Origin of the sequence: Streptomyces sp. DvalAA-14 (genome assembly GCF_900091855.1) — a bacterium.
Lineage (GTDB): Bacteria > Actinomycetota > Actinomycetes > Streptomycetales > Streptomycetaceae > Actinacidiphila.
In genome coordinates this window covers 1-23,767 of the sequence record NZ_FMCH01000344.1, presented here as the reverse complement: position 1 = coordinate 23,767, position 23,767 = coordinate 1, and the positions used below count along the sequence as shown (strand labels likewise).

Sequence of the window (23,767 nt, the reverse complement as noted above, 5' to 3'; positions counted from 1 at the left end):
GGTAGCCTTCCGCCCGTGAGCACCATCATCTGGGTCGCAGTGGCGATCATCGCGATCGGGCTGTACCTGAGCTGGACCGCCGGCCGGCTCGACCGGCTGCACGCGCGGATCGACGCCGCCAAGGCCGCGCTGGACGCGCAACTGCTGCGACGCGCCTCGGTGGCCCAGGAGTTGGCGACCGCCGGCGTACTGGACCCGGCCGCGTCCATCGTGCTCTACGAGGCCGCGCACGCGGCCCGGCAGGCCGACGCGGAGCAGCGCGAGGTGGCCGAGAGCGAGTTGAGCCAGGCGCTGCGGGCGGTCTTCCCCGATCCGGCCGCCGTGGCCGAGGTCCGCGAGGCGCCCGGCGGCACCGCGGCGATCCGCGAACTGACGCAGGGCGTAAGGCGGGTGCCGATGGCCCGGCGGTTCCACAACGACGCGGTGCGCGCCGCCCGGGCGGTCCGCAGGCACCGGGTGGTGCGCTGGTTCCACCTGGCGGGCCACGCCCCTTTCGCGCTCGCCTTCGAGATGGACGACGAACCGCCGGCCGCGCTGACCACCGAGGGCGGCGCCACCGCGGTGTGAGCCACCGGGGAGCCACTCGCGGCGGATTGGCCCTTTCCGCTTCCGGTCACCCGACGGAGACTGGGGCAAAAGTCCTTTTCAGCCAGGAGTGAGGTCACCGTGTCCATCACACCGTCCACCACCACGACCCCCGAGACCGGCACCGCACGGGTCAAGCGCGGTATGGCCGAGCAGCTCAAGGGCGGCGTGATCATGGACGTCGTCACCCCCGATCAGGCCAAGATCGCCGAGGACGCCGGCGCGGTCGCCGTGATGGCCCTGGAGCGGGTGCCCGCCGACATCCGCAAGGACGGCGGGGTGGCCCGGATGTCGGACCCCGACATGATCGAGGGCATCATCGGCGCCGTGTCCATCCCGGTGATGGCCAAGTCCCGTATCGGCCACTTCGTGGAAGCCCAGGTCTTGCAGGCACTCGGCGTCGACTACATCGACGAGTCCGAGGTGCTGACCCCCGCCGACGAGGTGAACCACGCGGACAAGTTCGCCTTCACCACCCCCTTCGTCTGCGGCGCCACCAACCTGGGTGAGGCGCTGCGCCGGATCACCGAGGGCGCGGCCATGATCCGCTCCAAGGGCGAGGCCGGCACCGGCAACGTCGTCGAGGCGGTCCGCCACCTGCGCCAGATCAAGGGCGAGATCTCCCGGCTGCGCGGCCTGGACAACAACGAGCTCTACGCCGCCGCCAAGGAGCTGCGTGCCCCGTACGAGCTGGTCAAGGAGGTGGCCGAGCTGGGCAAGCTGCCGGTCGTGCTGTTCTCGGCCGGCGGGGTGGCCACCCCCGCCGACGCCGCCTTGATGCGGCAGCTCGGCGCCGAGGGCGTCTTCGTCGGTTCGGGCATCTTCAAGTCCGGCGACCCGGCCAAGCGCGCCGCCGCCATCGTCCGCGCCACCACCTTCTTCGACGACCCCAAGGTGATCGCGGACGCCTCGCGCAACCTGGGCGAGGCCATGGTCGGCATCAATCTCGACACGCTGCCGGAGACCGAGCGCTACGCCAACCGCGGCTGGTAATCGACCATGACCGCTTCTCCCACCATCGGCGTCCTGGCCCTGCAGGGGGACGTCCGGGAGCACCTGACGGCGCTGGCCGCGGCGGACGCCGCGGCCGTGCCGGTCCGGCGGCCCGAGGAACTGGCCGCCGTCGACGGACTGATCCTGCCCGGCGGCGAGTCCACCACCATCTCCAAGCTGGCCGAGCTCTTCGGCCTGGCCGGACCGCTGCGCGCGGCGATCCGCGGCGGTCTGCCGGTCTACGGCACCTGCGCCGGAATGATCATGCTCGCTGACAAGATCCTGGATCCCAGATCGGGCCAGGAGACGTTCGGCGGCATCGACATGATCGTCCGCCGCAACGCCTTCGGCCGGCAGAACGAGTCGTTCGAGGCGCCGGTGGAGGTCGCCGGGGTGTCCGGCGGGCCGGTCGAAGGGGTCTTCATCCGCGCGCCGTGGGTGGAGTCGGTCGGCGCGGGGACCGAGGTGCTGGCCGAGTACGGCGGCCATGTCGTCGCCGTCCGGCAGGACCGGGTGCTCGCCACGTCGTTCCATCCGGAGCTGACCGGGGACCACCGGGTCCATGAACTCTTCGTGGACATGGTGCGCACCTCGGGCTGACGCAGTCCCGGTAGGATCGACGGCGCGACGAAGAACAGCACTGGGTGACGCGAAGGAGACCGTCGGATGTCCGGCCACTCTAAATGGGCTACGACCAAGCACAAGAAGGCCGTGATCGATGCAAAGCGCGGCAAGCTCTTCGCGAAGCTGATCAAGAACATCGAGGTCGCGGCGCGTACGGGTGGCGCTGACGTGGACGGCAACCCCACGCTTTTCGACGCCATCCAGAAGGCGAAGAAGAGCTCGGTGCCGAACAAGAACATCGACAGCGCGGTCAAGCGCGGCGCCGGCCTGGAGGCCGGCGGCGCCGACTACCAGACGATCATGTACGAGGGCTACGGGCCGAACGGCGTGGCCGTTCTCATCGAGTGCCTCACCGACAACCGCAACCGCGCCGCCTCCGACGTGCGGGTCGCCATGACGCGCAACGGCGGCTCGATGGCCGACCCCGGCTCGGTGTCCTACCTGTTCAACCGCAAGGGCGTCGTCATCGTCCCCAAGGGTGAACTGGGCGAGGACGACGTGCTGGGCGCGGTGCTGGACGCGGGCGCCGAGGAGGTCAACGACCTCGGTGAGTCGTACGAGGTGATCAGCGAGGCCACCGACCTGGTGCCGGTCCGCAAGGCGCTGCAGGAGGCCGGCATCGACTACGACTCGGCCGACGCGAACTTCCTGCCCACCATGCAGGTCGAGTTGGACGAGGACGGGGCGCGCAAGATCTTCAAGCTGATCGACGCGCTGGAGGACAGCGACGACGTGCAGAACGTCTTCGCGAACTTCGACGTCTCGGACGAGGTCATGGAGCAGGTCGACGCCTGACCGGCGCGAACCCCCGCCGTACCGGGGCGGGCCGAGCGGGGAGGAACACACCCGCCCGGCCCGCCCCGCGCTGTCGGTGCCAACCGATAGCCTGCGGGAACGGGTGGACGACGGTGCGGAGGGGAGGGGCGCGATGCGGGTACTCGGCGTCGATCCGGGGCTGACCCGGTGCGGAGTCGGCGTGGTGGACGGCACCGCCGGCCGGCCCCTGACGATGGTCGGCGTCGGCGTCGTCCGCACGCCCGCCGATGCCGAGATCGGCCACCGGCTGGTGCTGATCGAGCAGGGCCTGGAAGCGTGGCTGGACGAATTCCGGCCCGAAGTGGTCGCGGTGGAGCGGGTGTTCAGCCAGCACAACGTGCGCACGGTGATGGGCACCGCCCAGGCCAGCGCGGTGGCCATGCTGTGCGCGGCCCGGCGCGGCCTGCCGGTGCGGCTGCACACCCCCAGCGAGGTCAAGGCGGCCGTCAGCGGCAGCGGTCGCGCCGACAAGGCGCAGGTGGGCGCGATGGTCACCCGGCTGCTGCGGCTCGACGCCCCGCCCAAACCCGCTGACGCCGCCGACGCGTTGGCGCTGGCCATCTGCCAGATCTGGCGCGGCACCGCCACCAACCGCCTCCAACAGGCGGTCGCCGCCCACCAGTCCGCACGAACCCAGGAGTCCGCCACGTGATCGCCTTCGTCAGCGGCCCGGTCGCCGCCCTCGCCCCGGACGCCGCGGTCATCGAGGTGGGCGGCATCGGCATGTCCGTGCAGTGCGCGCCCGCCACGCTGGCGGGCTTGCGGATCGGCCAGCCCGCGCGGCTGGCCACCGCGCTGGTGGTCCGCGAGGACTCCCTGACGCTGTACGGCTTCGCGGACGACGACGAGCGGCAGGTCTTCGAGCTGCTGCAGACCGTCAGCGGGGTCGGGCCGCGGCTGGCGCAGACGATGCTGGCCGTGCACGCCCCGGACGCGCTGCGGATCGCGGTGGCCGCCGGGGACGAGAAGGCACTGATGGCGGTGCCCGGTATCGGCAAGAAGAGTGCCCAGCGGCTGCTGCTGGAGCTCAAGGACCGGCTCGGCGCGCCGCTGGGTCCCGCCGCCCGCGCTGCCGGCGGCTCGGTGGGCGCCTCCTGGCACGAGCAGCTGCACGCCGCGCTGCTCGGCCTCGGCTACGCGAGCCGCGAGGCGGACGAGGCGGTCGCCGCCGTCACCCCGCAGGCCGAGGCCGCCGCCGAGCCGAATGTCGGCGCGCTGCTGCGCGCGGCCCTGCAGAGCCTCAACCGGACCCGCTAGCAGCCCGCCCCGCCGAGCCGCCACCGCCCGGCCACCGCGCCCCTCCCCGCAGCAGCCAGACGCCCCGCCGATCCGAGAGACCACGATGAACTGGGACGACGCCACCGCCGAGCCGGACCGACTGGTCGGTTCCGCCGCCGACCACGAGGACCAGGCGGTGGAGGCGGCGCTGCGCCCCAAGGACCTGGACGAGTTCATCGGCCAGGAGCGGGTCCGCCAGCAGCTCGACCTGGTGCTCAAGGCCGCCCGCCAGCGCGGCGGCACCGCCGACCACGTCCTGCTCTCCGGCGCCCCCGGCCTGGGCAAGACCACCCTGTCGATGATCATCGCGGCCGAGATGGGGGCGCCGATCCGGATCACCTCCGGCCCGGCCATCCAGCACGCCGGCGACCTGGCCGCGATCCTGTCCTCGCTCCAGGAGGGCGAGGTGCTCTTCCTCGACGAGATCCACCGGATGTCGCGGCCCGCCGAGGAGATGCTCTACATGGCCATGGAGGACTTCCGGGTCGACGTCATCGTCGGCAAGGGCCCCGGGGCCACCGCCATTCCGCTGGAGCTGCCGCCGTTCACCCTGGTCGGGGCCACCACCCGGGCCGGACTGCTGCCGCCGCCGCTGCGCGACCGGTTCGGCTTCACCGGCCACATGGAGTTCTACGCCCCCGCCGAGCTGGAGCGGGTGATCCACCGCTCGGCCGGGCTGCTGGACGTCGAGGTGTCCGCGGAAGGAGCCGCGGAGATCGCCGGGCGCTCGCGCGGCACCCCGCGGATCGCCAACCGGCTGCTGCGCCGGGTCCGCGACTACGCCCAGGTCCGGGCCGACGGGGTGGTCACCCAGGAGATCGCCGGGCAGGCCCTGGAGGTCTACGAGGTGGACGCCCGGGGCCTGGACCGGCTGGACCGGGCGGTGCTGCACGCGCTGCTGAAGCTGTTCGGCGGCGGCCCGGTGGGCCTGTCGACGCTGGCGGTCGCGGTCGGTGAGGAGCGCGAGACCGTGGAGGAGGTCGCCGAGCCCTTCCTGGTCCGCGAAGGCCTGCTGGCCCGTACGCCCAGGGGGCGGGTGGCCACCCGGGCCGCCTGGGCGCATCTGGGCCTGGTGCCCCCGCAGGGCTCCGGGACTCCGGGGACAGGTGGGGCGGGATCAGGACAGACCGGGCTGTTCGGAACATGACCTCGGCTAGACTCGCCCATTCAGGAACCCGGGTGCGATGCTTGGCGTTGTTCAGGCGGCGAGCCAGCGCTTAGACTCCGCCGACGCCCTTCCTCCGGATCGGCAACCACATCCCCAAATCCAGGTCGGCCCCCACGCCGGCCGTACGAAGGAACGTCCACACCGTGAGTCCTGTCACTCTCCTCCCCTTGATCCTGATCGTCGGCGTCATGTTCCTGATGACGCGGTCGGCGAAGAACAAGCAGCGTCAGGCTTCGGCGATGCGCAACCAGATGGAGCCGGGCGCGGGCGTCCGCACCATCGGCGGCCTCTACGCCGTGGTCAAGGAAGTGAACGACGAGACGGTCCTTCTGGAGCTGACCGACGGCGTGCACGCGCACTTCGCGAAGAACGCCGTCGCCACCGTGCTGAGCGAGGGCGAGTTCAACCGCATCGTGCACGGCATCGAGCCGGAGGAGATCGAGGACGCCGACAGCGATGACGCGGCGGACGAGGATGCCGAGACGCCGGAGGTCGTGTCCGGTTCGGACGACGCCCGCCCCGACCTTCTGAAGAAGGACGTCGGGGACGGCCCGGTCGAGCTGAGCAAGGCCGGGGAGGCGCAGGGGCAGGACGGCCCCGGCGCCGGCTCCAAGTAGGGTCCGGAACACTCGTGGCCACCCCCTGAGCGCGCAGGCTCGGGGGCGGTAGGACAGGGAGAATCAAGAAGGTGGCAGCAGCCAAGAAGGGCCGCAGGTCGTCGGGGAGCCAGGGGTATCCCACGCGCGCCCTGGCCGTGATCCTCATCGCTCTGGTGGCGCTGACCGGAGGGATCTTCCTCTCCGGCCACAAGACCCCCCGGTTGGGCATCGACCTCGCGGGCGGTGTCAGCATCACGCTGACCGCCAAGCCCCACCAGGGCAGCGCGGTCAACAAGACCAACATGGACACCGCGGTGAACATCATCAACCAGCGCGTCAACGCGCTGGGTGTGTCCGAGGCGGAAGTGCAGACCCAGGGCTCGTCCACGATCATCGTGGACATCCCCAAGGGCACCAACGCCGACCAGGCCGAGAAGCAGGTGGGCACCACCGCGCAGCTGTACTTCCGACAGGTGCTCCAGCAGGTCGCGGGCACTCCCACCAAGCCCACCCCCGCTCCCAGCGCGTCGGGCACCGCGACACCGAAGCCCTCCGGCTCGGCGACACCCAAGCCGTCCGGCTCGGCCACGCCCTCCGGCTCCACGACGTCGTCGAAGTCCGCCACCACCCCGTCGGCCGGGTCCACCCCGCAGGGCCGCGCCGTCAGCGACGCGCTGAAGGCCCCGACGCCGGTTCCGACGAGCCCCGCTTCCACGCCGGGCGCAGCGGACACCCCGCCGCCGGCCACCACCCCCACCACCCCCGCCGCGCCGCCCACCAACACCACGCTGCCGGCCGCCCTGCAGACCCAGATGGACAACCTGGACTGCACCAACGCCACGCAGCGCGCCAAGGCCAGCGCGGTCAACAACCCCAAGGTCCCGGTGATCGCCTGCGGCGAGCAGGGCAAGCAGTGGGTCAAGTACGCGCTCGGCCCGTCCCTGATCGACGGCAAGAACGTCTCCAGTGCCAGCTCCGGCTTCGACACCCAGCAGGGCAACGGCTGGGTCGTCAACCTCAGCTTCGACCACACCGGCGCCGGCCAGTTCACCAAGGTGACCGGCGACCTCGCCTCGCAGTCCCCGCCGAACAACCAGTTCGCCATCGACCTCGACGGCAACGTGATCTCGGCCCCGTCGGTCTCCACCGCCCTGGTCGGCGGCAGCGCCCAGATCTCCGGCAGCTTCACCCAGCAGAGCGCCGACGACCTGGCGAACGTGCTGAAGTTCGGCTCGCTGCCGCTGTCGTTCCAGATCTCGGACAAGACCACCGTCTCCGCCGCCCTCGGCGGTGAGCAGCTGCGCGGCGGCCTGATCGCCGGCTCGGTCGGCCTGGTCCTCGTGGTGCTCTACATGTTCGCCTACTACCGCGGCCTGGCCTCGGTGGCGATCGTCAGCCTGCTGGTCTCGGCGGCGCTGACCTACACGATCATGTGCCTGCTCGGCCAGGCCATCGGCTTCGCCCTCAACCTGCCGGCGGTCTGCGGCGCCATCGTGGCCATCGGTATCACCGCCGACTCCTTCATCGTGTTCTTCGAACGGATAAGGGACGAGTTGCGGGAGGGCCGCTCGCTCCAGCCGGCGGTCGCCCGCGGCTGGCCGCGCGCCCGGCGCACCATCCTGGTGTCGGACTTCGTGTCCTTCCTGGCCGCCGCGGTCCTCTACGTGGTCTCGGTCGGCAAGGTCCAGGGCTTCGCCTTCACCCTCGGCCTGACCACGGTGCTCGACGTCGTGGTGGTCTTCCTGTTCACCATGCCGCTGATGACGATCCTGGCCCGGCGGCCGTTCTTCGCCCAAGGACACAAGTGGTCCGGCCTCGACCCGAAGAGCCTCGGCGTCAAGGCCCCGCTGCGCCGTGTCCGCCGCATGCCCAGCTCCGAGACGAAGGAAGCCTGATGTCCAAGCTCGGCAATCTCGGTCACCGGCTGCACCGGGGCGAGATCAGTTACGACTTCGTCGGCAAGCGCAAGATCTGGTACGGGATCTCGGTCCTGATCACGATCACCGCGATCATCGGGCTCGCCGTCAACGGTCTGAAGGAGGGCATCGAGTTCTCCGGCGGCGCCGTCTTCAACACGCACAAGACGTCGATGTCGGTCAGCGACGTGCAGAACAAGATCTCCGGTGACACCGGGGGCAACGACGCCACCGTGCAGAAGCTCGGCAACGGCAGTGTCCGCATCCAGGTCGGCGGGGTGTCCACCGCGAAGTCCGCCACGATGCAGACGGCCATCGCCAAGGACCTGGGCATGCCCAAGTCCTCGATCGACGCGGAGATCGTCGGCCCGAGCTGGGGCAAGGAGATCTCCAACAAGGCCCTGGAAGGCCTGATCATCTTCCTGGTCCTGGTGGTCATCTATCTGGCCATCGCCTTCGAGTGGCGGATGGCGGTGGCCGCCCTGGTCGCCCTGCTGCACGACCTGACCATCACCACCGGTGTCTACGCCATCGTCGGCTTCGAGGTCAGCCCCGGTACGGTCATCGGTCTGCTGACCATCCTCGGTTACTCGCTCTACGACACCGTCGTCGTCTTCGACGGTCTCAAGGAAGCCAGCAAGGACATCACCAAGCAGAACCGCTGGACGTACAGCGACATCGCCAACCGCAGCCTCAACGGCACCCTGGTGCGGTCCATCAACACCACGGTGGTCGCGCTGCTGCCGGTCGCGGCGCTGCTGTTCATCGGCGGCGGCATCCTCGGCGCCGGCACGCTGAACGACATCGCGCTTGCGCTGTTCGTCGGCCTCGCCGCCGGCGCCTACTCCTCGATCTTCATCGCGACCCCGATCGTGGCGGACTTCAAGGAGCGCGACCCGCAGATCAAGGCCCTGCGCAAGCGGGTGCTGGCCAAGCGGTCCGCCGACGCGGCCAAGGCCAAGCAGGCGCTCGCCAACGGCGAGCCGGCCCCCGACGAGGACCTGGAGGACGCGGGTCCGCAGGGCGACGAGCTCACCGACGACGAGGAGGGCACCCCGGCAGCGGCCGGCGTGGTCGGACCGCGCGGCGCGGGCCAGACCGGTGTCGGCCGCCCCGCCCGCAGCCAGCCGGTCAACCGCAGCAACCGGGGCGGCCGGGGCCGCCCCTCCGGCAAGCGCCGCTGAGGCGCAGGCCCGTTCCACCACCCGTCGCCGCCCGGTCCCGCACAGGACCGGGCGGCGACGGCCGTTCCGGATCACCGACCGGGTACGTTGTCCCGGGGCAAGAGCCCGGCGGAGCCGAGGCAAACCGAGCCAACCGAGGCAAACCGAGGAAAGAGGTTCGATGACCACGACGGACGCCACCTCCGTGGAGCTGCGGGAACTGCTGCTCTCCCGTATCCGGGACGTGCCGGACTACCCCCGGCCCGGAGTGACCTTCAAGGACATCACCCCCCTGCTGGCCGACCCGGTGGCCTTCAACGCGCTGGTGGACGCCCTGACCGCGCTGTGTCGCAAGCACGCCGCCACCAAGGTGGTCGGGCTGGAGGCGCGCGGCTTCATCCTGGCCGCACCGGTCGCGGCCCGGGCCCGGCTGGGCTTCATCCCGATCCGCAAGGCCGGCAAGCTGCCCGGGGACACCCTGGGCAAGTCCTACGACCTGGAGTACGGCACCGCGGAGATCGAGGTGCACACCGACGCCTTCTCGCCCGACGACCGGGTGATGGTGATCGACGACGTGCTCGCCACCGGCGGCACCGCCGGGGCGGCACTGGACCTGGTGCGGCGGGCCGGGGCCACCGTCGCCGCGGTGGCCGTACTGCTGGAGCTCGAATTCCTGGCCGGCCGGTCGCGGCTGGCGCCCGCCCTGGGCGGCGCCCCGCTGGAGGCGCTGATCACGGTCTGACCGGCCCGGACGCCCCGGCCCCGCGAGGCCGGGGCGGCGCCCGCCCGCACCTCCGAGCGCCCGTCTCGCGCCGCAGGTCGATACCATGGAAGTTCCACCCGCGTGAGGAGTGCTCTTGCCAGACCAGGCCCAGCCTCTCGACGCCGCAGGCGGAACGGAACCGGTCAGCGGCCGGCAGGACGTGCCCGCGGACAGCGCCGGGACGAAAAGCCCGGCCCCGCCGGCGGCCCCCGCCGTGCGGCCCGTCCGCACGCCCGGCAGCGTGGCCCCGACGCGCCCCGGCGCCTCCTCCAGCCGTGTCCGGGCCCGGCTGGCCCGGCTCGGCGTGCAGCGCTCCAGCCCGTACAACCCGGTGCTGGAGCCGCTGCTGCGCGTCGTGCGGGGCAACGACCCCAAGGGCGACAGCGCCCAGCTGCGGCAGATCGAGGCGGCGTACCAGGTCGCCGAGCGCTGGCACCGCGGGCAGAAGCGCAAGAGCGGCGATCCGTACATCACCCACCCGCTGGCGGTCACCACCATCCTCGCCGAGCTGGGGATGGACTCCGCCACCTTGATGGCGGGGCTGCTGCACGACACGGTGGAGGACACCGAGTACGGCCTGGAGACGCTGCGCCGCGACTTCGGCGACCAGGTGGCGCTGCTGGTGGACGGCGTGACCAAGCTGGACAAGGTCAAGTTCGGCGAGGCCGCGCAGGCCGAGACGGTCCGCAAGATGGTCGTCGCCATGGCCAAGGACCCCCGCGTCCTGGTCATCAAGCTCGCCGACCGGCTGCACAACATGCGGACCATGCGCTACCTCAAGCGGGAGAAGCAGGAGAAGAAGGCCCGCGAGACGCTGGAGATCTACGCCCCGCTGGCCCACCGGCTCGGCATGAACACCATCAAGTGGGAGCTGGAGGACCTCGCCTTCGCGATCCTCTACCCCAAGATGTACGACGAGATCGTCCGCCTGGTCGCCGAGCGCTCACCCAAGCGCGACGAGTACCTGGCCGTCGTCACCGACCAGGTCCAGCAGGACCTGCGGGCGGCCCGGATCAAGGCCACCGTCACCGGCCGGCCGAAGCACTACTACAGCGTCTACCAGAAGATGATCGTCCGCGGCCGCGACTTCGCGGAGATCTACGACCTGGTCGGCATCCGGGTGCTCGTCGACACCGTCCGGGACTGCTACGCGGCGCTCGGCACCATCCACGCGCGATGGAATCCGGTCCCCGGCCGGTTCAAGGACTACATCGCGATGCCGAAGTTCAACATGTACCAGTCGCTGCACACCACGGTGATCGGCCCCAGCGGCAAGCCCGTCGAGCTGCAGATCCGCACCTTCGACATGCACCGCCGTGCCGAGTACGGCATCGCCGCGCACTGGAAGTACAAGCAGGAGGCGGTGGCCGGCGCCTCCAAGGTGCGCACCGACAGCCCGCGTTCGGACAAGAAGGACGACGCGGTCAACGACATGGCGTGGCTGCGCCAGCTGCTGGACTGGCAGAAGGAGACCGAGGACCCCGGCGAGTTCCTGGAGTCGCTGCGCTTCGACCTCTCGCAGAGCGAGGTCTTCGTCTTCACCCCCAAGGGAGACGTGATAGCGCTGCCGGCCGGCGCCACCCCGGTGGACTTCGCCTACGCGGTGCACACCGAGGTCGGCCACCGCACCATAGGCGCCCGCGTCAACGGCCGCCTCGTACCGCTGGAGTCCACGCTCGACAACGGCGACACCGTGGAGGTCTTCACCTCCAAGGCGTCCGGCGCCGGGCCGTCCCACGACTGGCTGGGCTTCGTCAAATCACCGCGGGCCCGCAACAAGATCCGCGCCTGGTTCTCCAAGGAGCGCCGCGAGGAGGCGGTGGAATCCGGCAAGGAAGCCATCGCCCGCGCGATGCGCAAGCAGAATCTGCCCATCCAGCGGGTGCTCACCGGCGACTCCCTGGTCACCTTGGCACACGAGATGCGCTATCCCGACATCTCCGCGCTCTACGCGGCGATCGGCGAGGGCCACATCACCGCCCAGTCGGTGGTGCAGAAGCTGGTGGACGCGCTCGGCGGCGAGGAGGGCGCCACCGAGGACATCGCGGAGATCACCACCCCGACCCAGGGGCGCAGCAAGCGGCGGGCCAACGCCGACCCCGGCGTCATCGTCAAGGGCGTCAGCGATGTGTGGGTCAAGCTGTCACGGTGCTGCACCCCGGTGCCCGGCGACCCGATCATCGGGTTCGTCACCCGGGGCAACGGCGTCTCGGTGCACCGCGCGGACTGCGTGAACGTGGAGTCGCTGTCCCAGCAGTCCGAGCGGATCATCGACGTCGAGTGGGCGCCCACCCAGTCCTCGGTCTTCCTGGTCGCCATCCAGGTCGAGGCACTGGACCGGGCCCGGCTGCTGTCCGACGTCACCCGGGTGCTGTCGGACCAGCACGTCAACATCCTGTCCGCGGCGGTGCAGACCTCCCGCGACCGGGTGGCCACCTCCCGGTTCACCTTCGAGATGGGCGATCCCAAGCACCTGGGCCACGTCCTGAAGGCGGTCCGCGGCGTGGAGGGCGTCTACGACGTCTACCGGGTCACCTCGGGCCGGCACTGACGGCACTGACGGGGACTGACGGGCCGCGCGAGCGGCAACGGATGCGGGGCGGGACCGTGTGGTCCCGCCCCGCATCCATGCACCGTCCGCCGGTCGGCCGGCCGGTTCAGCCGCCGAACTCCTGCATGCCCTTGAGGGCGGAGTCCAGCAGCGCCTGCCGCCCGTCCAGTTCGGCCTGCAGCTTGTCCGCCTTGGCGGTGTTGCCGGCCGCCCGGGCCGCCTCGATCTGCGACCGCAGCTTCTCGACGGCCGCCTGGAGCTGCCCGGTCAGGCCCGCCGCGCGCGCCCGCACCTCCGGGTTGGTCCGGCGCCACTCCGCTTCCTCGGACTCCGCCAGCGCCCGCTCGACGGTGTGCATCCGCGCCTCGATCCGGGGCCGGGCGTCCCGCGGCACGTGGCCGATGGACTCCCAGCGCTCGTTGAGGGTGCGGAACGCCGCCCGCGCCGCGCGCAGGTCCGTCACCGGCAGCAGCTTCTCCGCCTCGGTGACCAGCTCCTCCTTCAGCGCGAGGTTGTCGCGCTCGGAGCTGTCCCGCTCGGCGAACACCTCGGAGCGGGCCGCGAAGAACACGTCCTGGGCGCCGCGGAAGCGGTTCCACAAGTCGTCCTCGGCCTCGCGCTGCGCGCGCCCGGCCGCTTTCCACTCCGCCATCAGCTCGCGGTAGCGGGCCGCGGTGGGCCCCCAGTCCGTCGAGTCCGACAACGACAGCGCCTCGGTGACCAGCTTCTCCTTCGTCCGCCTGGCCTCCTCGCGCTGCGCGTCCAGCGACGCGAAGTGCGCCTTGCGGCGCTTGGAGAACACCGAACGGGCGTGGCTGAACCGGTGCCACAGCTCGTCGTCGGCCTTGCGGTCCAGCCGGGGCAGGCCCTTCCAGGTGTCCACCAGGGCGCGCAGCCGCTCGCCCGCGGTGCGCCACTGCTCGCTCTCCGCCAGCTGCTCGGCCTCGGCGACCAGCTGCTCCTTGGCGCCCTTGGCCTCCTCGGTCTGCTTCGCCTTGGCGGCCTTGCGCTCCTCGCGCCGGGAGTCCACCAGAGCGACCAGGCCGTCGAGGCGCTCGCCCAGCGCCGCCAGATCGCCCACCGCGTGCGCCTCGGTGACGCTGGCCCGCAGATGCTCGATCGCGGCCAGCGCTTCCTTCGGGGCGAGGTCGGTGGTCCGCACCCGCCGCTCCAGGAGGCCGATCTCCACGACGAGCCCCTCGTACTTGCGCTCGAAGTAGGCGAGGGCCTCCTGGGGGGAGCCCGCCTGCCACGAACCGACCTCCTTCTCCCCCTCGGCCGTACGCACGTACACGGTCCCCGTCTCATCGACGCGGCCCCACGGGTCGCTGCTCACAGCGCCTCCTCCACGTGATGCCCCACCGCGTCGGACCGGCGGGCATCGTTCACAGTTTCTCTCCGGCCGGGCCGCACGCCCTGACCGGTTCCACGCCAACATAGGCGACCGGCGCCCCGGCTGTCCGCATCCGGTGCGGGGCCCGATCGTGATTCAGATACCGATCAGGTCTCGGACCCGTCCGGGCCCCGCTCCCCGGCGGGGCCCCGGTCCTTCCGCGGTCCGTCTCCGGTCCGTCTCCGGTCCGTGTCCCGGCCGCCGCCGCGGTTCTGCCCGGAGTTGGTCAGGACGTGGTGACCGTCGCCTTGTTGATCACCACGGTGGCGTTCGGGTGGCCGTCGCCCTGGCCCGAGTCCTCGCCGGCGCCGGCGATCTTGGTGAGCACCTTCAGGCCGTCCTTGCTGATGGTGCCGAAGGGGGTGTAGCTCGGGGCCAGCGGACTGTCCTTGTAGACCAGGAAGAACTGGCTGCCGCCGGTGTGCGGCTGCCCGGTGTTGGCCATCGCCACGGTGCCCGCGGGGTAGGTGACGCTGCCGCTGGCGCCGGCCTTGCCGAACGCGGTCAGGTTCTCGTCGCCGATGGTGTAGCCGGGACCGCCGCTGCCCTGGCCGGTCGGGTCGCCGCACTGGAGCACGTAGATGCCGGTGGTGGTGAGCCGGTGGCACTTGGTGTGGTCGAAGAAGCCCTGGTCGGCGAGGAACTTGAAGGAGTTGACGGTCTCCGGGGCCTTGGCCGCGTTCAGCGCCATCGGGATCGCGCCGCAGGTGGTCTGCAGGGTGAAGGTGTACGAGGCGGACTTGTCGATCGACATGGTCGGCTCGGTCTTCCACTGCTTCTTGCCCGGCGAGCCCGCGGCGGGCTTGCTGCACGGGTCGTGGACCGGGGCGGCCGGAGTGGTCGGCGCCGCCGAGGCGGACGGGGTGGCGCCCTTCGCGGCGGCGGTGGTCTTCTTGCCGCTGCTGTCGAAGGCGCCGCCGAGCCACGCGCCGCCCACCGCGGCGATGACGACCACGGCGACCGCGGCGATGATCGAATTGCGCATCCGCGACTTGTGCCGCAGCTGCACCCTGCGCTGCTGCTGCCGCTCGAACTTCTCCCGGGCGAGCTGCCGCCGCCGCTGGTCCTTGGTGACCACTTCGCCGTCTCCGTCGTTAGTGTCGTGTGTGCCGTGTGTCGGGCACGCCGTCTGTCGCTGTCCGTGCCATCTGTTGTTGTACGTGTCTTCTGTGCCTCGTGCCGCAGATCTTCGCGGTCCGCAAGCGCACAGTCCAGTCCGCGTACCGGCCGATGCGGGCACGATATGGGTTCGCGGCCGTCATCCGGTCGCCGGTAGGCTCGTGCAACGGATCGTGCACCACCGAGCTGTGAATCGGTGATCTTGCATCACCGCTCGACGTGCTCGGGCGTGCCGCCGCCACCTCCCGCGGACGACAGAAGGACGAACGTGCTCATTGCCGGGTTCCCCGCCGGGGCCTGGGGCACCAACTGTTATGTGGTCGCCCCCGCCGCAGGCGAGGAGTGCGTGATCATCGACCCGGGTCACCTCGCGACCCAGGGCGTCGAGGACACGCTCGCCAAACACCGACTCAAGCCCGTCGCCGTCATCCTCAGCCACGGTCACCTGGACCATGTCGCCTCCGTCGTTCCGGTCTGCGGCGCCCACGACGTCCCGGCCTGGATCCATCCCGAGGACCGCTACATGCTCGGCGACCCCGAGAAGGCGCTGGGACGCGCCGTCGGGGCGCAGCTGATGGGCGAGCTGACCATCGGGGAGCCCGACGACCTGCGGGAGCTGGCCGACGGCACGGCGCTGCGGCTGGCCGGTCTGGAGTTCTCCGTCGCGCACGCGCCCGGCCATACGAAGGGGTCGGTGACGTTCAGGCTGCCCGAGGACACCGACATCCCGTCGGTGCTGTTCTCCGGTGACCTGCTCTTCGCCGGCTCCGTCGGACGCACCGACCTGCCCGGCGGCTCCACGGCCGAGCTGTACGAGTCGCTGGCCCGCGTGTGCCTGCCGCTCGACGACTCGACCGTGGTGCTGTCCGGCCACGGCCCCCAGACGACCATCGGCCGCGAGCGCGCCGCCAACCCCTACCTGGGCGAGGCGGCCCGCGGCCCCGGCGCCGGCGACCCGGCTCCGCGACGAGGATTGTGACTCCAGCTGTGACCCTGTTCCAGGCCCCCAAGGGCACCTACGATCTGCTGCCGCCCGACTCCGCGACCTTCCTCGCGGTGCGCGAGGCCATCGCCGCACCCGTGCGACGCGCGGGCTACGGCTACGTCGAGACCCCCGGATTCGAGAACGTCGAACTCTTCTCCCGCGGCGTCGGCGAGTCCACCGACATCGTGACCAAGGAGATGTACGCCTTCACCACCCGGGGCGGCGACGAGCTCGCGCTGCGCCCCGAGGGCACCGCCTCGGTGCTGCGCGCGGCGCTGGAGGCGAATCTGCACAAGACCGGCAATCTGCCGGTCAAGCTCTGGTACTCCGGCTCCTACTACCGCTACGAGCGCCCGCAGGCCGGTCGCTACCGGCACTTCTCGCAGGTCGGCGCCGAGGCGATCGGCGCCGAGGACCCGGCCCTGGACGCCGAGCTGATCATCCTGGCGGCGGACTCGTACCGCTCGCTGGGGCTCAGCGGTGTCCGGCTCCTGCTGAACTCGCTGGGTGACAAGGAGTGCCGCCCGGTCTACCGGGCGGTCCTGCAGGACTTCCTGCGCGGCCTGGATCTGGACGACGACACCCGCAAGCGGATCGAGATCAATCCGCTGCGGGTGCTGGACGACAAGCGGGAATCCGTGCAGCGTCAACTGGCTGGCGCCCCGCTCATCAGCGATCACCTGTGCGAGGCATGCCGGGCGTACCACGAGCAGGTCCGCGAGCTGCTCACCGAGGCCGGCGTCGGCTTCGAGGACGATCCGCGGCTGGTGCGCGGGCTGGACTACTACACCCGTAGCACCTTCGAGTTCGTGCACGACGGGCTCGGTTCGCAGTCCGCGGTCGGCGGTGGCGGGCGGTACGACGGCCTGTCCGAGATGATCGGCGGCCCGTCGCTGCCGTCGGTCGGCTGGGCGCTGGGCGTGGACCGCACCGTGCTCGCGCTGCGGGCGGAGGGCGTGGCGCTGCCGCTGCCCCCGGCCACCGACGTCTACGCGGTGCCGCTCGGCGAGCAGGCCCGGCGGACGCTGTTCACCGCGGTCACCGCGCTGCGCCGGGCCGGTGTCGCGGCCGACTTCGCCTACGGCGGCAAGGGTGTGAAGAACGCCATGAAATCCGCCAACCGCTCCGGCGCCCGGTTCGCGCTGCTCGCGGGGGAGCGGGACCTGGCCGAGGGCGTGGTACAGCTGAAGGACCTCCAGACCGGGGAGCAGGGCCCGGTGGCGCTCGACGAGATCGTCACCACCGTCAAGGAACGGCTGGCCTGAACCCCTCGTTCGGGAAACCGGGGCGGTCAGGACTTATTCCGTCCTCACCGCCCTGGTGCACAATGAGGGGTGCCCGCCCCACGGCCCTAGTAGAGATCGGCGATCATGACGACTTCCGCTCTTGACGAGACGCGAACCGACGGCGAACCGGAACAGCGCCCCGCCGACGGCATCGCCGCGGGACGTGCGTTCAGCTGGCTGCTGGTGATCTGCGGAGCGCTCGGCACCCTCGCCTCGTTCGTGATCACGTACGACAAGTTCCGGCTGCTGGAGGACCCGAGCTTCGTGCCGGGATGCAGCCTGAACCCGATCATCTCCTGCGGCAACATCATGCAGAGCAAGCAGGCGCACGCCTTCGGGTTCCCCAACCCGATGATCGGCCTGATCGCCTACCCGGTGATGATCTGCGTGGCCATGGGCGTGCTGGCCGGGGCCCGCTACCGCCCCTGGTTCTGGCTCGGCCTGCAGGCCGGCACCCTGTTCGGCGTCGGTTTCTGCAGCTGGCTCCAGTACCAGTCGCTGTACAGCATCGGCTCGCTCTGCCTGTGGTGCAGCCTGGCCTGGGTCGTCACGATCGCCGCCTTCTGGTACACCGCCGTGCACAACATCAAGCACCGCGTCATCAAGGTGCCCGAGGGCGCCCGCTCGGCGGTGCTGGAGTTCCACTGGGTGGTGCCGGTGCTGTGGTACGGCGTCATCGCCACCTTGATCCTGACCCGCTGGTGGGCGTACTGGAAGACGCTGATCTGAGCGCGACCGCCCCGACGCCCGCTGCGGGCGCCACCGCACGGGCCCGCCCCGCTACATGCGCTCGAAGGACCGGAACCGCTCCCAGTCGGTGACGGCCGTGTCGAACTGCTCCTGCTCGACCCTGGCCATGTTCGCGTAGTGCGCCACCACCTCGGCCCCGAACGCCGCCGCCGCCAGCGGGCTGGCCGACCACAACTCGGCCGCCTCCCGGAGCGAGCCCGGCACCCGCGGGTAGTCGGCGGCGTAGGCATTGCCCGCGCAGGGCTCGGGCAGCTCCAGCTTCCGCTCCACGCCGTGCAGGCCGGCGGCGACCATGGCGGCCACCGCGAGATACGGGTTCACATCGCCGCCCGGCACCCGGTTCTCCAGCCGCAACGAGGCCCCGTGGCCGACGACCCGCAGCGCGCAGGTGCGATTGTCATGGCCCCAGGCCACCGCGGTCGGGGCGAAGGAGCCGGGCCGGTAGCGCTTGTAGGAATTGATGTTCGGCGCGAACAGCAGGCTGAAGTCGCGCATCGCGGCCAGCTGACCGGCCAGGAAGTGCCGCATCAGCTCGGACATGCCGCCGTCCGGGTCGGCCAGCACCGGCCGGCCGCCGGAATCCCGCAGTGACAGGTGGATGTGGCAGGAGTTGCCCTCCCGCTCGTCGTACTTCGCCATGAAGGTCAGCGACAGGCCCTCCTGGGCGGCGATCTCCTTGGCCCCGGTCTTGTAGACGCTGTGCTGGTCGCAGGTGGTCAGTGCCTCGTCGAAGCGGAAGACGACCTCGTGCTGGCCGAGATTGCACTCGCCCTTCGCCGACTCCGGCGCCAGGCCGGCGCCCGCCATGTCGTTGCGCAGCCGGCGCAGCAGGGGCTCCACCCGCGAGGTGGCCAGCACCGAGTAGTCGGCGTTGTAGCGGTTGGCCGGGGTCAGGCCGCGGTAGCCGCCGTCCCAGGCCTGCTCATAGGTGTCGCGGAACACCAGGAACTCCAGCTCGGTCCCGGCGTACGCCCGCAAGCCCTGTCCGGCCAGCCGCTCCAGCTGGCCGCGCAGGATCTGCCGGGGCGAGGCCGTCACCGGGCTGCCGTCGTGCCAGGTCAGGTCGGCCAGCGCCAGCGCGGTGCCGTCGTTCCAGGGGACGCGGCGCAAGGTCGCCGGGTCCGGCCGCATCGCGAAGTCGCCGTAGCCGCGCTCCCAGGAGGACATCGCGTAGCCGTCGACGGTGTTCATGTCGACATCGACGGCCAGCAGGTAGTTGCACCCCTCCGAGCCGTGCGGCAGCACCTCCGCCATGAAGAAGGGCGCCGCGAACCGCTTGCCCTGCAGCCGGCCCTGCATGTCGGTGAAGGCCAGCACGACGGTATGCACCTCGCCCGCCGCCACCAGCCCGCGCAGCTCCTCGACGGTCAGCGCGGGAGCGTGCTCTTCTGGCAAGGGGACCCCTCTCGTGGCACCGGGGCACCAACCTAGGCGCTGGCCCCGTCCGAGGGAACGACCCCGTGGCCTGCGTCCCCGCCGGCGCCGGCGGAAAGAGGGCACTGTCACACCGGTGACCTAGGCTTCAGTATGTGGAGCCAGATCTGTTCACCGCAGCCGTGGAAGACCGTCAGGAGCGCGACCCCAGCAGCAGTCCGCTCGCCGTGCGGATGCGACCGCGCACCATCGACGAGGTGGTGGGCCAAAAGCACCTGCTGCGGCCCGGCTCACCCCTGCGCCGGCTGGTGGGGGAGGGCGGCGGCGGCCCGGCCGGCTCGTCCTCGGTCATCTTGTGGGGTCCGCCCGGCACCGGTAAGACGACCTTGGCGTACGTGGTGAGCAAGGCCACCAACAAGCGGTTCGTGGAGCTGTCCGCGATCACCGCGGGGGTCAAGGAGGTCCGCGCGGTCATCGAGAGCGCCAAGCGCCAGGCCGGCGGATACCAGCGCGAGACCGTGCTGTTCCTGGACGAGATCCACCGCTTCAGCAAAGCGCAGCAGGACTCCCTGCTGCCCGCGGTGGAGAACCGCTGGGTGACGCTGATCGCGGCCACCACCGAGAACCCGTACTTCTCGGTCATCTCCCCGCTGCTGTCCCGCTCGCTGCTGCTCACACTGGAACCGCTCACCGACGACGACCTGCGCGACGTCCTGCGCCGGGCGCTGACCGAGGAGCGCGGTCTGGGCGGCGCGGTCACCCTTCCCGAGGACACCGAGTCCCATCTGCTGCGGGTCGCGGCCGGCGACGCCCGCCGGGCGCTGACCGCGCTGGAGGCCGGCGCGGGCGCGGCGATCGCCAAGGGCGAGGCCGTCATCTCGCTGGCCACCATGGAGGAGTCCGTCGACCGGGCCGCGGTCGCCTACGACCGGGACGGCGACCAGCACTACGACGTGGCCAGCGCGCTGATCAAATCGATCCGCGGCTCCGACGTGGACGCCGCCCTGCACTATCTGGCCCGGATGATCGACGCCGGCGAGGACCCCCGCTTCATCGCCCGCCGGCTGATGATCTCGGCCAGCGAGGACATCGGCTTGGCCGACCCGACGGCGCTGCCCACCGCGGTGGCCGCGGCGCAGGCGGTGGCCATGATCGGTTTCCCGGAGGCGTCGCTGATCCTCAGCCACGCGGCGATCGCGCTGGCGCTGGCCCCCAAGTCCAACGCGGCCACCACCGCGATCGGCGCGGCGCTGGCGGACGTACGGGCGGGCAAGGCCGGCCCGGTGCCGCCGCATCTGCGCGACGGGCACTACAAGGGCGCGGCCAAGCTCGGCCACGCCCAGGGCTATGTCTACCCGCACGACGTGCCCGGCGGTATCGCCGCGCAGTCCTACCTCCCGGAGGAACTGCTCGGCCGCCACTACTACAACCCGACCCGGTACGGCGCCGAGGCCCGGTACTTCGATGTGCTGGAGCGGGTCAGGGAGCGGCTGGCCGGCACGGGGGAGTGAGGGCCGGCGGGGCGCCGGGTCCGCCGGGTCAACGGGTTCGCCGGGTGCGGCGCCGTCGGGACCGGGCCCTCGAGCGCCGGAATGGCTCGCACGGGTGACGGGTTACCCTCGATACGAGTGCGCGCGCGTCCGCGGCGAACAGGCCGTGGGGGCGCTTTTCTCCACTTCGGGACGCGGCTGACCGTGCTCCGACGGGTTCTACCCGTCGGGGGCGGGGTTCCCGGGTCGAATCACGCGCACTCCTCAGTTAAGGTAAGCCTTACCTAATTTCTACGGAGGTTCGACGCACGTGAATCAGTCGCGTCCCAAGGTCAAGAAGTCCCGGGCGCTGGGCATCGCGCTCACCCCGAAGGCGGTCAAGTACTTCGAGGCCCGCCCCTACCCGCCGGGTGAGCACGGCCGTGGTCGCAAGCAGAACAGCGACTACAAGACCCGCCTGCTGGAGAAGCAGCGGCTGCGTGCGCAGTACGACATCAGCGAGCGCCAGATGCGGCTGGCCTACGACCGCGCCAAGAAGGTGTCCGGCCAGCGGACCGGTGAGGCGCTGATCATCGAGCTGGAGCGCCGGCTCGACGCGCTCGTGCTCCGTGCGGGGCTGGCCCGCACGATCTACCAGTCGCGCCAGATGGTGGTGCACGGCCACATCGAGGTCAACGGCCGCAAGGTCGACAAGCCGTCCTTCCGGGTCCGCCCCGAGGACGTCGTCCAGGTCCGCGAACGCTCCCGCGACAAGACCCCCTTCGCGGTCGCCCGCGAGGGCGGCTGGGCCGGCGACGGCGAGACCCCGCGCTACCTCCAGGTCAACCTCCAGGCACTGGCCTTCCGCCTGGACCGCGACCCGAACCGCAAGGAGATCCCGGTGATCTGCGAGGAGCAGCTGGTCGTGGAGTTCTACGCCCGCTGAGCGTTCCACCGGGCGTTGCACTGGGCGGTGCCGGACCGGGGGCGCGGCCGGCCGTCGGACGGGGTGCGGGTTGTCAGCGGCCGGGTGGGGCTGTTGCTGTCGTGTCCGGGCCGCCGGTCGGTGGTGGGTTGCTCGCGCCGTTCCTCGCGCCCCTGCGGGGCGACCTTGTTGCTGTCGTGTCCGGGCTGCGGGCCGGGATCGGGGCGATTTCGTGCGGGTCCCGCGGGGTCAGGGCGCGGTGGACCGCGTCGTCGAGGCCGAGGCGGGCGCCCTCGCCCATGGCCGCCGCGTAGGCGGAGGCGCCCAGGTGTTCGTGGAGCCGCCGCTCGCACAGCGTGTGCGGCGCGTTGAAGTAGCGCGAACCGAACAGCCGCAGCCCCACCGACTCCCACAGGCGGCCGGCCGCGCCCTGGAGGACGGCGGCCTCGTGCGCCGCCCCCTCGCTCTCGGTGATCAGCGCCAGCAGCTCCAGCGCCAGCACCGCGCCCACCAGGTCGTGGAAGACGTGGTCGATGGCCAGCGACTCCTCGGCCAGCCGCCGGGCCCGGTCCGGCTCGTCGGCGAGCCAGGCCGCGTAGGCCAGGACGTAGAGGGCGTAGGCCAGCGTCCACCGCTCGCCGTGGTCCCGGCAGATCTCGCTGACCTCCTGCGCCAGCCGCACCGCGTGCGGCACATCGCCCTGGAAGGCCACCGCCATCGCCAGCTCGACCTGCCCCATCAGCACATTGCTGTTCAGCTCGCCGATCCGCCGGTAGCGCTGCAGCGCCTCGCCGATGAAGTGCTCGGCGCGCGGCATGTCGTCGCAGACCAGCGCCAGGCAGCCCAGCCGGTGCACCGCGTACGCCTCGGCCGCCGCGTTGCCGGTGGCCTCCGCCTCGGCCCGGCATTGCTGGAGCACCGTACGGGCGGTCGCCGAGTCGCCCTGGAGCAGGGCCACATAGCCGTACACCCACATCATCTTGGCGCGCGCCGCGGTGGGCGCCTCGGACAGGCCGAGGGCCCGCTCCAGCCAGTGCCTGCCCTCGCCGAGCCGTCCGCAGCCGACCCAGCAGAACCACAAGGTGCCCACCAGGTACTGGCCCACCGCCGGGTCCTGCGGCAGCCCGCCCACGGCCGCGTCCAGGCTGAATTCGAGGGCCAGCCGCAGATTTGGCAGGTCCGCCGCCACCCGGGCGGCCACCTCCTGCTGGCGGGGGCTGAACCACTCCAGTTCGCACCAGGTGGCCAGGCCCAGATACCAGTCGCGGTGCCGGCGCCGCGTCCGCGCCCGGTCGCCGAGCACCTCCAGCCACCCGGCGCCGTATTCGCGCACGCTCTCCAGCATCCGGTAGCGGGGCTGGCCGTCGGGGCCCTGCTCGCGGCTGAGCACCGAGCGGTCCACGAGTTCCGCGACCGTGTCCAGCACGCTCTCCTGCGCCAGCCCGGGCCCGGCGCACACGTACTCGGCCGCGTCCAGGTCGAAGCGGCCGGCGAAGACCGAAAGGCGTGCCCACAGCAGCCGTTGCGCCGGCGTGCACAGCTCATGGCTCCAGCCGATCGTGGTGCGCAGCGCCGAGTGCCGGGGCGGCGCGCTGGGATCGCCGCCGGTCAGCAGGGCGAAGCGGTCGTCCAGCCGGTGCAGCACCTGCTCGACCGACAGGGCGCGCAGCCGGACCGCGGCCAGCTCCAGGGCCAGCGGCAGCCCGTCGAGACGGGCGCACAGTTCGGCCACCGCCGCGCGGTTTTCCTCGGTGATCCGGAAGCCGGGCACCACCGCGGCGGCCCGCTCGGCGAACAGCCGCTCCGCGTCGCCGCCGCCCGGCAGCGGGTCCAGCGGCAGCAGCCGCTCCCCGGTGACGCCCAGCGGCCGGCGGCCGGCCGCCAGCACCCGCAGCGCGGGCGCGCGGCGCAGCAACTCCGCCACGAGTGCCGCCGCCGGGTCCGGGAGCAGGTCGAAACCGTCGAGGATCAGCAGCAGTTCGCGGTCGGCCAGATGCTCGGCGAGGGCCA

Annotated in this window: 21 protein-coding genes; 17 read left to right on the top strand and 4 right to left on the bottom strand. The window is 71.5% G+C overall.

What is annotated here, in order from left to right; all coding sequences use genetic code 11:
* Window positions 1-15: 15 nt before the first annotated feature.
* The 12 genes from GA0115240_RS17550 (at window position 16) to GA0115240_RS17495 (ending at window position 12,456) form a co-directional block, all read left to right on the top strand.
* Entirely contained in the window at window positions 16-567 is a 552-nt protein-coding gene (locus tag GA0115240_RS17550) for a hypothetical protein (RefSeq protein ID WP_093737613.1), read from the top strand.
* A 99-nt stretch (window positions 568-666) separates the two neighbouring features.
* Complete coding sequence (gene pdxS / locus GA0115240_RS17545; RefSeq protein ID WP_093737612.1) at window positions 667-1,578, top strand: pyridoxal 5'-phosphate synthase lyase subunit PdxS; 912 nt, start codon at window positions 667-669, stop codon at window positions 1,576-1,578.
* 6 nt (window positions 1,579-1,584) lie between these two features.
* Window positions 1,585-2,178, top strand: a complete 594-nt coding sequence (gene pdxT, locus GA0115240_RS17540) for a pyridoxal 5'-phosphate synthase glutaminase subunit PdxT (RefSeq protein WP_093737611.1) — start codon at window positions 1,585-1,587, stop codon at window positions 2,176-2,178.
* A 66-nt stretch (window positions 2,179-2,244) separates the two neighbouring features.
* Window positions 2,245-2,997, top strand: a complete 753-nt coding sequence (locus GA0115240_RS17535) for a YebC/PmpR family DNA-binding transcriptional regulator (protein ID WP_093737610.1) — start codon at window positions 2,245-2,247, stop codon at window positions 2,995-2,997.
* Between the two features lie 133 nt (window positions 2,998-3,130).
* Window positions 3,131-3,670, top strand: coding sequence for a crossover junction endodeoxyribonuclease RuvC (gene ruvC / locus GA0115240_RS17530; RefSeq protein ID WP_093737609.1), 540 nt, complete (start codon window positions 3,131-3,133; stop codon window positions 3,668-3,670).
* Window positions 3,667-4,275, top strand: a complete 609-nt coding sequence (gene ruvA, locus GA0115240_RS17525) for a Holliday junction branch migration protein RuvA (RefSeq protein ID WP_093737608.1) — start codon at window positions 3,667-3,669, stop codon at window positions 4,273-4,275. The genes ruvC and ruvA overlap by 4 nt, the downstream gene beginning before the upstream one ends.
* 85 nt (window positions 4,276-4,360) lie before the next feature.
* The gene (ruvB, locus tag GA0115240_RS17520) at window positions 4,361-5,443 is read left to right on the top strand and encodes a Holliday junction branch migration DNA helicase RuvB (RefSeq protein ID WP_093737607.1); all 1,083 of its coding nucleotides are present in this window, start codon (window positions 4,361-4,363) and stop codon (window positions 5,441-5,443) included.
* 164 nt (window positions 5,444-5,607) lie between these two features.
* Window positions 5,608-6,081 carry a preprotein translocase subunit YajC gene (gene yajC / locus GA0115240_RS17515; protein ID WP_093737606.1) on the top strand — a complete coding sequence of 158 codons (474 nt, stop codon included), beginning with the start codon at window positions 5,608-5,610 and terminating at the stop codon, window positions 6,079-6,081.
* Between the two features lie 71 nt (window positions 6,082-6,152).
* Complete coding sequence (secD, locus tag GA0115240_RS17510; protein ID WP_093737605.1) at window positions 6,153-7,958, top strand: protein translocase subunit SecD; 1,806 nt, start codon at window positions 6,153-6,155, stop codon at window positions 7,956-7,958.
* Complete coding sequence (gene secF, locus GA0115240_RS17505) at window positions 7,958-9,163, top strand: protein translocase subunit SecF (RefSeq protein ID WP_093737604.1); 1,206 nt, start codon at window positions 7,958-7,960, stop codon at window positions 9,161-9,163. Before secD ends, secF begins: the two co-directional genes overlap by 1 nt.
* 160 nt (window positions 9,164-9,323) lie before the next feature.
* Entirely contained in the window at window positions 9,324-9,884 is a 561-nt protein-coding gene (locus GA0115240_RS17500; protein ID WP_093737603.1) for an adenine phosphoribosyltransferase, read from the top strand.
* Between the two features lie 181 nt (window positions 9,885-10,065).
* Window positions 10,066-12,456: a RelA/SpoT family protein gene (locus GA0115240_RS17495; RefSeq protein ID WP_370673349.1), complete on the top strand. Its 2,391-nt coding sequence runs from the start codon at window positions 10,066-10,068 to the stop codon at window positions 12,454-12,456.
* Window positions 12,457-12,562: 106 nt separating this feature from the next.
* Here the strand turns inward: GA0115240_RS17495 and GA0115240_RS17490 are convergent, their stop codons facing one another.
* Both GA0115240_RS17490 and GA0115240_RS17485 read right to left on the bottom strand, forming a co-directional pair.
* Window positions 12,563-13,792: a DUF349 domain-containing protein gene (locus GA0115240_RS17490; protein ID WP_093737602.1), complete on the bottom strand. Its 1,230-nt coding sequence runs from the start codon at window positions 13,790-13,792 to the stop codon at window positions 12,563-12,565.
* Window positions 13,793-14,075: 283 nt separating this feature from the next.
* Window positions 14,076-14,927, bottom strand: a complete 852-nt coding sequence (locus tag GA0115240_RS17485) for a peptidylprolyl isomerase (protein ID WP_093737601.1) — start codon at window positions 14,925-14,927, stop codon at window positions 14,076-14,078.
* A gap of 309 nt (window positions 14,928-15,236) precedes the next feature.
* Between GA0115240_RS17485 and GA0115240_RS17480 the strand changes: the two genes are divergently transcribed.
* The 3 genes from GA0115240_RS17480 (at window position 15,237) to GA0115240_RS17470 (ending at window position 17,968) form a co-directional block, all read left to right on the top strand.
* Complete coding sequence (locus GA0115240_RS17480; RefSeq protein WP_093737600.1) at window positions 15,237-15,947, top strand: MBL fold metallo-hydrolase; 711 nt, start codon at window positions 15,237-15,239, stop codon at window positions 15,945-15,947.
* An 8-nt stretch (window positions 15,948-15,955) separates the two neighbouring features.
* Window positions 15,956-17,218, top strand: coding sequence for a histidine--tRNA ligase (gene hisS / locus GA0115240_RS17475; protein ID WP_093737599.1), 1,263 nt, complete (start codon window positions 15,956-15,958; stop codon window positions 17,216-17,218).
* A 105-nt stretch (window positions 17,219-17,323) separates the two neighbouring features.
* On the top strand, window positions 17,324-17,968 hold the full coding sequence (locus tag GA0115240_RS17470) for a vitamin K epoxide reductase family protein (RefSeq protein ID WP_093737598.1): 645 nt from the start codon (window positions 17,324-17,326) through the stop codon (window positions 17,966-17,968).
* 51 nt (window positions 17,969-18,019) lie between these two features.
* Here GA0115240_RS17470 and GA0115240_RS17465 read toward each other — a convergent pair whose 3' ends face one another.
* Complete coding sequence (locus GA0115240_RS17465) at window positions 18,020-19,384, bottom strand: glutamine synthetase family protein (RefSeq protein WP_093737597.1); 1,365 nt, start codon at window positions 19,382-19,384, stop codon at window positions 18,020-18,022.
* A gap of 134 nt (window positions 19,385-19,518) precedes the next feature.
* On the opposite strand from GA0115240_RS17465, the gene GA0115240_RS17460 reads away from it, so the two are divergent.
* Together GA0115240_RS17460 and rpsD are read left to right on the top strand one after the other, a co-directional pair.
* Window positions 19,519-20,874: a replication-associated recombination protein A gene (locus GA0115240_RS17460; RefSeq protein ID WP_093737596.1), complete on the top strand. Its 1,356-nt coding sequence runs from the start codon at window positions 19,519-19,521 to the stop codon at window positions 20,872-20,874.
* A 289-nt stretch (window positions 20,875-21,163) separates the two neighbouring features.
* Window positions 21,164-21,778, top strand: a complete 615-nt coding sequence (gene rpsD, locus GA0115240_RS17455) for a 30S ribosomal protein S4 (protein ID WP_093737595.1) — start codon at window positions 21,164-21,166, stop codon at window positions 21,776-21,778.
* Between the two features lie 73 nt (window positions 21,779-21,851).
* On the opposite strand, the gene GA0115240_RS36955 is transcribed toward rpsD, so the two are convergent.
* A partial coding sequence (locus GA0115240_RS36955; RefSeq protein WP_093737594.1) for an ATP-binding protein occupies window positions 21,852-23,767 on the bottom strand: 1,916 nt, incomplete at its 5' end.

Excerpts from the sequence above, each read along its gene's own strand:
- pdxT (WP_093737611.1), top strand. The coding sequence starts at position 1,585 with ATGACCGCTTCTCCCACCATCGGCGTCCTGGCCCTGCAGGGGGACGTC.
- GA0115240_RS17535 (WP_093737610.1), top strand. The coding sequence starts at position 2,245 with ATGTCCGGCCACTCTAAATGGGCTACGACCAAGCACAAGAAGGCCGTG.
- ruvC (WP_093737609.1), top strand. The coding sequence starts at position 3,131 with ATGCGGGTACTCGGCGTCGATCCGGGGCTGACCCGGTGCGGAGTCGGC.
- ruvB (WP_093737607.1), top strand. The coding sequence starts at position 4,361 with ATGAACTGGGACGACGCCACCGCCGAGCCGGACCGACTGGTCGGTTCC.
- secF (WP_093737604.1), top strand. The coding sequence starts at position 7,958 with ATGTCCAAGCTCGGCAATCTCGGTCACCGGCTGCACCGGGGCGAGATC.
- GA0115240_RS17500 (WP_093737603.1), top strand. The coding sequence starts at position 9,324 with ATGACCACGACGGACGCCACCTCCGTGGAGCTGCGGGAACTGCTGCTC.
- GA0115240_RS17470 (WP_093737598.1), top strand. The coding sequence starts at position 17,324 with ATGACGACTTCCGCTCTTGACGAGACGCGAACCGACGGCGAACCGGAA.